This is a genomic window from Halosolutus halophilus, from assembly GCF_022869805.1.
In the GTDB taxonomy this organism is placed as follows: domain Archaea; phylum Halobacteriota; class Halobacteria; order Halobacteriales; family Natrialbaceae; genus Halosolutus; species Halosolutus halophilus.
On sequence record NZ_CP094974.1, the window covers coordinates 895,946 to 908,888 of the forward strand.

The 12,943-nt window shown below is 66.6% G+C and carries 10 protein-coding genes; all 10 read left to right on the top strand.

Annotation, left to right across the window (positions count from 1 at the left end; genetic code table 11):
* Positions 1–18 precede the first annotated feature (18 nt).
* The 10 genes from MUG98_RS04340 (at position 19) to MUG98_RS04385 (ending at position 12,886) form a co-directional block, all read left to right on the top strand.
* Positions 19–1,032, top strand: a complete 1,014-nt coding sequence (locus MUG98_RS04340; protein ID WP_265112548.1) for a thiamine pyrophosphate-dependent dehydrogenase E1 component subunit alpha — start codon at positions 19–21, stop codon at positions 1,030–1,032.
* On the top strand, positions 1,032–2,057 hold the full coding sequence (locus MUG98_RS04345; RefSeq protein WP_265110930.1) for an alpha-ketoacid dehydrogenase subunit beta: 1,026 nt from the start codon (positions 1,032–1,034) through the stop codon (positions 2,055–2,057). Before MUG98_RS04340 ends, MUG98_RS04345 begins: the two co-directional genes overlap by 1 nt.
* Before the next feature lie 2 nt (positions 2,058–2,059).
* Positions 2,060–2,323 (top strand): lipoyl domain-containing protein, encoded by a 264-nt coding sequence (locus tag MUG98_RS04350; protein WP_265110931.1) that lies wholly within the window; start codon positions 2,060–2,062, stop codon positions 2,321–2,323.
* A gap of 121 nt (positions 2,324–2,444) precedes the next feature.
* On the top strand, positions 2,445–3,575 hold the full coding sequence (locus MUG98_RS04355) for a guanosine monophosphate reductase (protein ID WP_265110932.1): 1,131 nt from the start codon (positions 2,445–2,447) through the stop codon (positions 3,573–3,575).
* Between the two features lie 112 nt (positions 3,576–3,687).
* Positions 3,688–4,875 (top strand): bifunctional sugar-1-phosphate nucleotidylyltransferase/acetyltransferase, encoded by a 1,188-nt coding sequence (gene glmU, locus MUG98_RS04360; protein ID WP_265110933.1) that lies wholly within the window; start codon positions 3,688–3,690, stop codon positions 4,873–4,875.
* 92 nt (positions 4,876–4,967) lie between these two features.
* Complete coding sequence (gene glmM / locus MUG98_RS04365) at positions 4,968–6,293, top strand: phosphoglucosamine mutase (protein WP_265110934.1); 1,326 nt, start codon at positions 4,968–4,970, stop codon at positions 6,291–6,293.
* 299 nt (positions 6,294–6,592) lie between these two features.
* Positions 6,593–8,278, top strand: coding sequence for an alkaline phosphatase family protein (locus MUG98_RS04370; RefSeq protein WP_265112549.1), 1,686 nt, complete (start codon positions 6,593–6,595; stop codon positions 8,276–8,278).
* A gap of 105 nt (positions 8,279–8,383) precedes the next feature.
* Positions 8,384–9,046: a helix-turn-helix domain-containing protein gene (locus MUG98_RS04375; protein WP_265110935.1), complete on the top strand. Its 663-nt coding sequence runs from the start codon at positions 8,384–8,386 to the stop codon at positions 9,044–9,046.
* 487 nt (positions 9,047–9,533) lie between these two features.
* On the top strand, positions 9,534–11,051 hold the full coding sequence (locus MUG98_RS04380) for a right-handed parallel beta-helix repeat-containing protein (RefSeq protein ID WP_265110936.1): 1,518 nt from the start codon (positions 9,534–9,536) through the stop codon (positions 11,049–11,051).
* Between the two features lie 197 nt (positions 11,052–11,248).
* Positions 11,249–12,886 (top strand): flippase, encoded by a 1,638-nt coding sequence (locus MUG98_RS04385; protein WP_265110937.1) that lies wholly within the window; start codon positions 11,249–11,251, stop codon positions 12,884–12,886.
* Positions 12,887–12,943: the final 57 nt, after the last annotated feature.

Sequence of the window (12,943 nt, forward strand, 5' to 3'; positions counted from 1 at the left end):
GTTACCGAATTACAGACTATGTTCGAGGACATGGTCACGGCGAGGTACTACGAAGAGCGACTTCAGGAGGAGTATCTGGAGGGGAAACAACCGGCGTTCGACATCTCGGCCGGGCCGATTCCGGGGGAGTTACACCTGGCGGCGGGGCACGAGGCCGCCGCCGCGGGCGTCTGTCGTCACCTGCGTGACGACGATACGGTGACGGCGCCGCACCGTCCGCACCACGTCGCCATCGCGAAGGGCGTCGACCTGAAACGGATGACTGCGGAGATCTTCGGTCGGCAAACGGGCCTGAGCGGGGGGAAAGGTGGCCACATGCACCTGTTCGATCCGGACGTGAACTTCGCCTGTAGCGGCATCATCGCCGAGGGGTGCCCGCCGGCGGTCGGAGCCGGTCTCGCGGCGAAGAAGCGAAACGAAGACAGCGTCGCCGTCGCCGTCCTCGGGGAGGGCGCGATCAGTCAGGGGGCGTTTCTCGAATCGCTCAACCTGGCGGCCGTCCAGGAACTGCCGGTCGTCTTCGTCGTCGAGGACAACGACTGGGCGATCAGCATGCCGAAAGACCGGATCACCGACGTCGACGACGGATCCCTGCGCGCGGGCGGGTTCGACATGCCGGGCGTCCGGGTCGACTACGACGATGCGACGGCGGTGTACGACGCTGCGAAGGACGCGATCGGACGAGCGCGGGCGGGTAACGGGCCGACGCTACTGGAAGTGCAGGTCCACCGCCGAATGGGGCACTTCATGGGCGATCCGCAGAGCTATCGCCCCGACGAGGACACGGAGGCCGCACAGGAACGGGATTCGATAGAGCGCCTCGCGGACGACCTGCGGGAAGCGGGCGTCGAGGACGACGACGTCGAGGCGATCCGCGAGCGGGCTCACGACCGCGTCGACGAGGTGATCGAGTGGGCCAAAGACCAGCCGGAACCGGATCCGGAGGCGGCCCACGAGGACGTCTTCGTCAACCCGCCGTCGGGTGTGACGACCGACGAACCGACCCACGAACTCGCCGGAAGTGACGACTGATGGCACAGCAAGAATCACAGGCGGTCGAACGGGAACTGACGATGAGCCGCGCGATGGTCGAGGCGATCGCCCACGAGATGCGCGAGAACGACGAGGTGTTCTACATGGGCGAGGACGTCGCCGACTACGGCGGCATCTTCGACAGCACCGAGGGGCTCCGCGAGGAGTTCGGGTACGATCGGGTGATGGACGTCCCGATCAGCGAGACGGCCTACATCGGGGCCGCCGTCGGCGCGGCCCAGGCGGGAATGCGCCCCATTGCCGAGTTGATGTTCGTCGACTTCTTCGGCGTCTGCATGGACCAGATCTACAACCAGATGGCGAAGAACACGTACATGAGCGGCGGGAACGTCTCCGTTCCGATGGTACTGACGACGGCCGTCGGCGGGACGTACAACGACGCGGGCCAGCACTCCCAGACGCTGTACGGCACCTTCGCCCACCTCCCGGGGATGAAAGTCGTCGTCCCGTCGACCGCATACGACGCGAAGGGACTGATGCACAACGCCATTCGCGACGACGACCCGGTCGTCTACATGTTCCACAAGCGCCTGATGGGAATCGGGTGGATGCCCGCCCCCGACGGGCCGAAGACGCCCGTCCCGGACGAACCGTACACGATCCCCTTCGGCAGCGCCGACGTCAAGCGCGAGGGGAGTGACGTCACCGTCGTCACGCTCGGCCTCCACGTCCACCAGGCGCTCGAGGCGGCCGAGACGCTCGCCGAGGACGGGATCGACGCCGAGGTGATCGACCTCCGGACGCTCGTTCCGCTGGACACCGAGACGATCCTCGAGTCGATCGGCAAGACGGGGCGACTGGTCGTCGTCGACGAGGATTACCGGTCGTACGGCGTGACCGCCGAGATCGTCGCGAGCGCGGCCGAGGAGCGACTCGCCGACCTCGATGCTGTCGAGCGGGTCGCCGTCCCGGACGTGCCGCTTCCGTACGCCCGGCCGATGGAGGACGAGGTGATCCCGGACGTCGAGGACATCGAAGCGGCCGTCCGCGCCGTCGAGCCGTGACCATGAGCGGGGACGAAGACCGGGTCGCCGTCGCGGCAGCCGACGTCTGGCCCGACGACGTCGAGGAGGAGGAAGGCGTCGTCGTCAACTGGTTCGCGAAGGTGGGCCGTCGAGTCGACGAGGGCGAGACCCTCTGTGAGATCCAGGTGGAGAAAGTCAGCGTCGACGTGCCGGCACCGGTCGCGGGCGAACTGGTCGAAATCGAACGCGACGAGGACGACGAGTTCACGCGCGACGACACGCTCGGGTGGATCGAACCCGACTGACGGTCACCGACTCCGCGGTACTTCCCTGTCCGCGATCGATCGCGTTCCGAGCGACGGCCCCGCGACGGCCGATCGGGAGGCAGAAAACGTATTCGTCAGGAGCCCCTATCGGTGAGGGGTCATGAACGATCTTCGTACCGGGTTGAGCTACGGTGACGTGCTCCTCGTGCCGAACCGATCGCCGGTCGGCAGCCGTAACGACGTCGACCTCTCGACGAATCTCACGCCGTCAATCGAACTCGAGACGCCGCTCGTCTCCGCCGCCATGGACACCGTCACGGAGGCCGAACTGGCGATCGAACTCTCGCACACTGGGGGGCTCGGCGTCCTTCACCGGTTTCTCACGCCGGGGGAGCAGGCCGAACAGGTCGAACGGGTGACCGCCGCCGACGAACGGGTGGGCGCTGCCGTGGGGATCAACGAGGACTACGTCGCACGTAGCGCTGCACTGGTCGATGCCGGCGTCGACGTCCTCGTGGTCGACGTGGCTCACGGCCACCTCGAACGGACGATCGACGCTGTCGAGACGCTCCGGGAGGAGTTCCCGAATACCGACCTCGTCGCCGGCAACGTCGCCACTCCCGCGGGCGTCGAAGACCTCGCGGCCGCCGGTGCCGACTGCGTCAAAGTCGGCATCGGCCCCGGGTCACACTGCACGACCCGGAAGGTCGCCGGCGTCGGCGTCCCCCAGCTAACCGCCGTCAGCGATTGCGCAGCGGCGGCCGAGGGGACGGACGTGACCATCTGCGCCGACGGCGGTATCCGCACGTCCGGCGATGCGGTGAAGGCCCTGATGGCAGGTGCAGACACCGTGATGCTCGGGAGCCTCTTCGCCGGCACCGAGGAAGCGCCGAGCGCGGTGGTCGAAGTCGACGGGACGCTGTACAAGCGCTCGCGCGGAATGGCGACGACGACCGCCGCCGAGAAGCGTAACGACAAGGACGCCGACGTTCGCGCGGACGAGGGCGTCGAGGCGTTGACCCCCTACAAAGGTCCGGTCGCCGACGTCGTCGACGAGTTCTGCGCCGGGATCCAGTCCGGTCTCTCCTACTGTGGCGGTCACACGATCCCGGACGCTCGCGAGAACGCGGAATTCATCCGCGTCGCTCCCAGCGCGCAAGAACGCGAGGGCTACCACGCGGATCACGACTGGGAGGGAGTCAGCGTGGACAGCGCGGCGACCGCCGGCGACGGATCAAAGCTCGCGGACGACGACGAGACCGCGGCCACCGCCGCCGAGAGCGACGACTGACTCCCGGTCGCGGACACGCTCGAAGCGTCTCTCGATCGGTACACGCGACGATCGACGGGAGACCGACATTAGCGCCCGTATAAGAAAACCCGATCGAATCGTTCGGTCGCCCATGCAAACTGTCGTTCTCGCGGCTGGACAGGGAACGCGAATGCGTCCGCTCTCCGAATCGATCCCCAAGCCGATGCTGCCGGTCGCCGGGCGGCCGTTGCTGTCTCACACAGTCGAAGCGGCGATCGAGTCCGGGTCGGACGAGATCGTCCTCGTCGTCGGATACGAGGGCGAGGTCGTTCGCGAGTACTTCGGCGATCGGTACGCGGGCGTCCCGATCCGATACGCCACCCAGGACGACCAGGACGGAACCGCGGGTGCACTCCGGGCTGCGAGCGAATTCCTCGCAGTCGATCGGCCGTTCGCGGTGATCAACGGTGACGTCGTGTTCGATCGGGACTCCCTCTCGACGCTGTTCGACGCGGGACCGGCCGTCGGATCGGTTCGCGTCGACGATCCGTCGAACTACGGGATTCTGGAGGTGTCCGACGGGAGCGTCACCGGTATCGTCGAAAAACCGGCGGAACCGCCGGGAACGCTCGCGAACGCAGGCGTGTACGTCTTCCCACCGCAGGCGCTCGACCGTCTCGACGTGCCGCGAAGCGAGCGCGGTGAGTACGAACTCACGGACATCCTCGCGCGGGTGCTCGACGACGTCGATGTCGGCCACGTGAAACTCGATCGCTGGCTCGACGTCGGCCGGCCGTGGGAGTTGCTCGAGGCGAACGAGTGGAAACTGGGCGAGATGGAGACGGCACTTCGCGGGGACGTCAGTCCGGACGCCGACGTCGAGGGACCGGTCGTCGTCGAGGAGGGTGCCACGGTCCGTTCGGACGTCGTCATCGAGGGGCCGGCTCTGATCCGATCGGGTGCGACCGTGGGGCCGAACGCCTACGTCCGCGGGGCGACGCTCGTCGGGGAAGACGCCAACGTCGGGCACGGCGTCGAGGTCAAGAACAGCGTGTTGATGGCCGGGACCAGCGTCGGGCACCTGTCCTACGTCGGGGACAGCCTCCTCGGTCGGGCGGTCAATTTCGGCGCGGGAACGACGGTCGCGAACCTGCGCCACGACGACGAGCCGATCGAGATGACCGTCTCGGGGGATCGCGTCTCGACCGATCGCCGGAAGTTCGGCGTCGTCCTCGGCGACGAGGTCAAGACGGGGATCAACACGAGTCTCAACGCCGGCGTGACGCTCTCGCCGGGAGCGACGACCGCACCCGGAGAAGTCGTGACGAGCGATCGGTGACGGACCTCACGATAGCCGACGGCCGGTGAAACCACACTGCCGACCCGCTTAGCGACCGCATAGTAATCCCGGCGGTGGCGTTCGGACGCAGTATGTTCGGAACGAGCGGTATCCGTGGCACCGTTGGAGACGAGGTAACGGCAGCCCTCGCGCTCGGCGTGGGGCGCGCCGTCGCGTCCGACGGCTACGATCGGGTCGTCGTCGGGCGGGACGTTCGAGAGAGCGGTGTCGTCCTGGCCGACGCACTGACCGCCGGACTCCGGGAGTGCGGAGCGGCGGTCCTCGACGCGGGCGTCGCGCCGACGCCGACGATCGCGAGAGCCGTCTCGTGGGCCGACGCCGACGCGGGCGTCGTCGTCACGGCCTCGCACAATCCGGCGCCGGACAACGGGCTCAAACTCTGGTCCGCCTCCGGTAAGGCGTTCGACCCGGACCAGCGCGAGGCGATCGCACGGCGCGTCGAACGCGAGGAGTACGACCTGCAACCCTGGGACGGCCACGGATCGATCGAACCGTTCGCGGACGCGACCGATCGCCACGCGACGGCACTGAGAGACGCCGTCTCGATCGACGACCCGCCGAGCGTCGTCGTCGACGTCGGAAACGGGACCGGCGGAATTACCGCCCGCGTCCTCGCCGACCTCGGCTGCGACGTCGTCACGCTGAACGGGCAGCGAGACGGGAGTTTTCCCGGGCGGCCGAGCGAACCGACGCGGGAGACGCTGACCGATCTCGCCTCGCTCGTCGACTCGACCGACGCGCAACTCGGGATCGCCCACGACGGCGACGCCGATCGGATGCTGGCCGTCGACGAGACCGGTGCGTTCGTCCCGAAAGACGTGCTCCTCGCGCTGTTCGCGCATGAAGCCGCGAGCGACGGCGACGCCGTCGCCGCGCCGGTCGATACGAGCATGGCCGTCGACGATGCCCTGACCGGCGTCGGCGCGTCGGTGCGACGAACGCAGGTCGGCGACGTCTTCGTGGCCGATCGAACCACGGACCCGGACGTCGTCTTCGGCGGCGAACCGAGCGGCGCGTGGATCTGGCCCGACGAGACGCTGTGTCCGGACGGGCCGCTCGCGGCGTGCAAACTCGTCGAACTCGTCGCCGATCGGGGGCCGCTCTCCGCGCTCGTCGGCGACGTCGAGACCTACCCCATCCGCCGCGCGTCGATCGAGGTCGCGGACAAGGGTGCCGTGATGAACCGGGTCAGCCAGCGCGTCCGCGATCGGTACGAGGACGTGGATACGCTCGACGGGGTCTACGTCGACCTCGACGAGGGGTGGATCCTCCTGCGGGCGAGCGGGACCGAACCCGTCGTTCGGATCACGGCCGAAGCGCGATCCGAAGCGCGAGCCGAACAACTCGAAGCGAACGCCGTCGAGATTCTCGAGCGCGCGATCGAAGCGGATTCGTGATTCCGTCGAGATAGCGACCGCGGTCGAGAACCCGCCGTGAACGATTTTTGGGCCGCTCGTCGATCGGTTCCGGACCGGCCCACCGCGTCTCCCGGTCGCAACTGCTGGCCGAGGAACTCGATCCGGGACCGCTCTCTCCGTATTTCACGCCGAGAGAGCGTTTAACGAACCGATAATGAAGTGTTCCAGTTCCCTCGCATGGGGTAGCTAACTGTGTTGTACCGAACGACACCGCTGCCGTGGTGCTGTCGGCAGCGGTCGAACGGACCGACTGGTACCGAACGAACCTCACTGAACCGATGACCCGGACGTTCCGACGAGACGACGCTGCATCGACCAGGAGTACCGCGACCGAATCGAACGGGCTGGAGACGCTACTCGTCGGGATCGACGCGGGCTGTCTACCCGTCTTCGAGCGACTGTTCGACGACGATCGAATCCCGACCATCGAGCGACTGTGTTCGGAGGGTGTCGCGGCACCGCTCGAATCGCAGATCCCGCCGTGGACGCCGAGCGCCTGGCCGTCGATCTACACCGGAGTCAACCCCGGAAAACACGGGGCGATCGGCTTCGTCGGGTACGACGGTTACGACTGGCACGTGACGAGCAACGAGGACGTCCACGAGCATCCGCTGTGGACCCTGCTCGATCGCCGCGATCGGTCGAGCGTCGTGGTCAACGCGCCAGTCACGCACCCGCCGGACGAGTTCGACGGGGCCGTGATCCCCGGCTTCCTCGGCCCCGAGGATCCGACCTGTCACCCCGAGGGACTGCTCGACGAGGTTCGCGACGCGATCGGCGACTACCGGGTCTATCCGAACTACACACGTGACGACGACTCGCTGTCGGACGTCGCGAAGATCGAGGAGTACCGGACCCTGATCCGGATGCGCGGCGAGGCGTTTCGCTACCTCGTCGACGAGTACGACCCCGATTTCGGGTTTCTCCAGTTCCAGAAGACCGACACAGTGTTCCACGAGTTCGACGGCGACCAGGAGCACGTCGAACGCGTCTACGAGACGGTCGACCAGCAGATCGCGGCGACGCTCGAGGCCTGTGACCCGGACCGCGTCTTCCTCGTGAGCGATCACGGGATGGGGCCGTACGACGGCTACGAGTTCCGGATCAACGAGTTCCTCCGCGACGAGGGCTACCTCGAGACGACGACGGGCGGCAAAGGGATGCCGTCGTGGACGCCGATGCGCAGACGGCTTCGCGAGGGCGAAGCGTGCGAGAGCTGGGAACCCGGACCGGCCGCGCGTGCGGCCTCGATCGCCGCCCGGTTCGGCGTCACCGCCCGCCGAATCAGGACCGCCCTCGAGCGGGTCGGCCTGGCCGACCTCGCGATCGAGTACGCGCCGGGCGGCGTCTCGCGGACGGCGAACGAACAGGTCGACTTCGCCGGATCGAAAGCATACGTGCGTGCACGGACCGAACTCGGCGTTCGGATCAACCTCGAGGGACGGGACCCGGCGGGCGTCGTTGCGCCCGAGGAGTACGAGGAACTCCGGGAGGACCTCATCCGGGCGTTACAGGCGGTCGAAACGCCCGACGGAGACCCGTTTTTCGAGACGGTCGCGCCGCGAGAACGGTACTTCCACGGGGACACGGTCGACGATACCGTCGACGTCGTCACGATTCCCGCCGACTTCGAGCACGTGCTCACCGAGCAGATCGGACTCGGCGACTACTTCGGGCCGGCCGAACCCTGGAATCACAAACTCGACGGGGTCTTCGTGGCGACGGGCGAGGGAATCGACGAGGACGCCGCGATCGATCGGGCGCACATCTTCGACGTCGCGCCGACGGTCATGGCCGCGATGGGGGTTCCCTACAGCGATCGCATGGACGGGAGCGTCGTCCCAGTCGTCGACCCGATCGAATCGGCGTCTTATCCCCCCTACGATGCCGAAACCGACGGCGAGCGACCGGAACCGGACGCGGAAGTGACCGATCGACTGGCCGACCTCGGCTATATGAACTGACTCGTCGACTCGATAGCGGTCCGTTCGAGACGGTGCAACCGTCGTTACTCGCGGTATAAGTATGGGCCGACCACCCGGACGACGACGTACGATACCGATATCTCAATGGGATTTATTGCAGAAGTCCACCTCGTCCACGACGAACTGCCGCTGGGGCCGACGATCGAGCGGTGTCCCGGTGTGACGTTCAGATACGAGTACGGAGCGACGGCCAACGGGAAACGACTGCACTTCGTCTCCGCCTTCAGCGACGAGTACGAGGCCATCGAGGAGGCGATGGCGGTCGATCCGACCGTCGCGGGCAGAACTCGCGTCGCCGCGTTCGAGAACCGGACGATCTACCGCGTCACGGTCGAGACCGCTCTCGAGGTCGTCCCCAGCCAGTGCGCCGAGCACGGGGTGTTCGTCTTTTCCGTCACGAGCGCCCAGGAGGGGTGGATAGCGCGGGTTCACCTCCCGGATCGCGACGCGCTGACCGCGTTTCAGACGTGCTATCGCGACCAGGGAATCTCGTTTCGAATGACCCAGCTGTACGACTCATCGGTGTCCGACGACAGGACCTACTTCCTGACCGACCGACAGCGCGACATCCTCACGATGGCGTACTACGCCGGGTACTACGAGGTTCCACGAGAGATCACGCAGGACGACCTCGCCGATCGACTCGAGATTTCGGATTCGGCGGTCTCCCAGCGGCTTCGACGCGCCGTCTCGGAGTTGATCGCCGCAACGATCGAGCACGAACACTCGCCCGACGAGGTCGGGTGATCCCCGATCGGCGGCCGGACGACCCGTCTGAACGGGGCCGGTCGTGGCTCGTCGGATCGATCGCTCGCGACGCCAGGATTTGCTGCGGTCGCCGACGCGATCGTCGTCCGATACCAGGGATTTGTTGCGATCACCGACGCGACCGTCGGCCGACACCGGGCCCCATCGCGGCCCCCGGTCGGTTCGCGGCGACCCGGCTTAGTCGGGTATTAAACGCGCCGCTGGAGGGTAACGATACCGGTTATCCGCCGCCGAAGTCGAGGGACGGCGTCCGGGTCCTGACTTAAAAGCTTGCTATCCGAACCCGTAGTTACTGGACCCCTACATTACCAGTGGGAAGTGGCTATCAATGTCGGACAGAAGTGATATGCAGAATTCGAATCGTGGGGACTCTCCTCGTTCTCGATCGGATCGTCGGACCGACGACCGATCGGTTGCAGAGGACGCGACTGTTTCACAGCGATCACGACGAACCTTCTTGCAGGGGATGGCGGCTGCTGGGGCAGCCGGCGTCGGACTGACCTCGACCGCGAGCGCGTCGTCGACATCGGATCCGTACGCGCACTACTACGACGAGTACGAGAACGTGGTCGACGTCGTCGAGGCCGGGGCGGACGACACCGGACGGGAATCGATTACGCCCGTGCTCGAGGCCGAGCGGGCCGACAATACGCTGTTCGTGTTTCCCGAGGGCCGGTATTTCATGGACGAGCAGTTCAGGTTCACCGGGTTCGAGAACGTCGGCTTCGTCGGCGACGACGCGACGCTGGTCCCGGCCGACTACTACGCGTTCGACGGCCCGCAGTACCGCCTGTTCCGCCTCGGCGTGTCGTACAGCCCCGGCCGACGGCTCCGGTTCGAGGGGTTCGACGTCGATCAAGAGGCACCCGACACGGGAATCCGGACGATCGAGGCCTACGCTTCCGATCGACTCGAGGTGCGCGATATCACCGTTTACGGCCAGCACGATAGCGGCACCTGGGGGCCGGGAATGTTCAACGTCACCGACCCCGACGGCTGGGGGATCGTCGAACGGTTCCGGGCACCGGACGGCGGCGAGTGGGTCGAAAACACCCCGAACGACGGAAACCGGTGGCGCGGCCCGATCGGTATCGAGGCCAACCAAAACGTGGGGATGCTCGAGTTCCGACGCTGTTGGCTCGGGGCGTTCCCGAACAACGGGCTCTACGCGGCCGGCGGCGACGGGGAGATCATCGTCCACGGCGGACTCTACAGGAACAGCAACGGCGCGAACATTCGCGTCGGCGGTCGCGGCAGCGAAGTCCGCTGGCCGACCGTCGAGATCGACGACACGCGCCCGCAGGATCGATCCCAGCGCGGGCTCCGGATCGAGAACGGCCGGAACATCACCGTCCACGGTGCGGCGATCGAGATTACGTCGCCGAAACCGACCAGTCACGCAATCTCGGTGATGAACACGTGCGAGAGCGCGCGGATCGAGAACACGCGCCTGCAACTCCAGGGATCGGACGTGAACCACGGGATCGTCGTCTCCCCCGAGGCCGGCGAGACGACGATCGTCGACACCGAGATCACGCACGAGACGGCGGGCGGCTATCCGCTGTGGATCCGGGATAGCGATCGAACGGAGCAGGTGCTCGCCGAGTACCTCACGATCTCCGGCCGCGCGGGTGACGAGAGCGGCTTCCGCGACGGCATCCGCTGTGAGCGGGACAACTGCCGCTTCAGCCACGTCGACGTCACGCAGTACGGACGCGACGGTGTCGACCGGAACGCGATCGTCAACACGGCTTCGGACCTGACGGTCTACGAATGCGACCTCCGCGCGAGCCAGTATCCGTACATCGACGTCGGAACCGACGCGGTCGTTCGCGACTCGGTTCTCGAATCGTCCGGGAACCACGAGGCCGTCTGTCTCTACTCCTCGTCGACGAACCCGGCGTTCAAGAAGAACCGTCTCGTCGACGGGATCCGCGACCTCGGCGCGAGCAGCGTCACGGTCTGGAAGAACGCCTACGAGTGACCGGATAGCGCAGTCGACTCCCCGAGACGACGCGATCGGCCCTCCACGCCGCAGCCCCGCCGTTCCTGACCGTTTAACCCCCGTATAATAACGCCGCGCTGTCGCCACCCTCCTTGTACCGTGAGTACGTCGGATGCCGAACGAGTGTCGTCGGGGGGGACTACAAACCGGTGGCACGACCGTTCCAGGGTGATCCCGTGAACCGGAGTATCGCGAGCGGCGTGTTCTCGGTCGTCAGTGCGAAGCTCATCGTACTCGTCGTTACTACCGTCTCCACGCCGCTTCTGTACCGGTTTCTCGGCGCATCGGCCTTCGGTGAGTACGCGTTCTTGCTCTCCGTCTTCGCGATCTACATGATCTTCGTCAGTTCCGGGATCACGGACGGCGTCCGGAAGTTCCTCGCCGAGGATCGCGGCGAGGCGAACTGGAGCGAACACGTCGTCGGCTTCTACTTCCGGCTGGCGGTTCTCCTCGCCGTCATCGGCGCGCTCGTGCTCGTCCTCGCGACCCAGTTCGGACTCGTCGCACTCGCGTTCGGGTCGGAGGTGACCCCCTACTTCTACGTCCTCGCCGTGCTCGTGATCTCGGCGCAGTTCCGCGACTACACCCGGAAGACGCTCATGGGTTTCGGGCTCGAGCGGTACTCGGAACCGCTGAAGATCCTCGACAAGTTCGGCTTCGTCGCGATCGCGATCCCGCTGACCTACGTCGGATTCGGTGTCATGGGTGCGCTCGCGGGCCACCTGGTCGCGAGTCTACTCGTCACCGCCGTCGGACTGGCACTCGTTCACCGCCGGGTCTCGCTGTCGTGCGTCTTCAGCCGCCCGCCAAACCGGTTTCCGCGCCGGAAGATGCTCACGTTCAACTCGCTGAACATCGCGCTCGTGTTCCTGCTGATGTCGCTGTACCACATCGACATCGTGATGCTCCAGCGGTTCAGCGAGAGTTCCGCCGTGGGGAACTACCGGGCGGCGCTCACGCTCGCAGAATTCCTCTGGTTCGTCCCGCTGGCGATCCAGACGGTGTTCGTCCACTCGACGTCCGAACTGTGGTCGCAGAACCGGCACCGCGAGATTTCCGCGCTGGCGTCCCGGACGACGCGGTACACGTTCCTGCTGACGGCCGTCATGGCGGTGGGTCTCGCGGCCCTGGCGGACGTCGCCGTGCCGATCTACTTCGGCGACGAGGCGGTTCCGGCGATCGAACCCCTCCTGCTGTTGCTCCCGGGAGCGCTCGGCTTCGCGCTCGCACGACCGATCCTCGCCGTCTCGCAGGGGAACGGGGCACTCCGATATCCGATCGCGGCCACCGGTAGCGCGGCCGTCATCAACGTCGTGCTCAACGTCGCGCTCATCCCGCGCTACGGGATGCACGGTGCGGCCGTTGCGACCAGCGTGGGATACGGTTCCATGTTCGTCTTTCACTGCTGGACCGCTCGACTCGTCGGCTTCGACCCCCTCGCGGACGCACGGCTCGGTCGAGTGGTCCTGACGACCGTCCTCGCGGCCGTCCCCATCGTCACCCTCTCGACCGCGATCACGAACCCCTGGGTCGCACTCGCAGTCGTCCCGCCGATCGGGTTCGTCGTCTTCCTGGCCTTCGCCCTGTTCGTCGGCGCACTGGATCCGGCAGAACCGTTCGAAATTCTGTCGACCTTCCCGGACCCGATCGGGACGAAGGCGAACGCGATCCACCGGCGGCTCGAGGGCGTCGGGAACGACGGATCCTCGCGCGACTGGGTACAGAGCCTGCTGGTTCTCGCCGGGCTCTCCCTGTTCGTCTCCGGCCTCGCCCTCGGGATACTGGACCCCGGCGTCCAGCACGTGCTGCCGTGACGATCGGGTCGCCGCTGTGCAGCTACGACGGCCGTGTGACGCGTCGCGAACGGGACC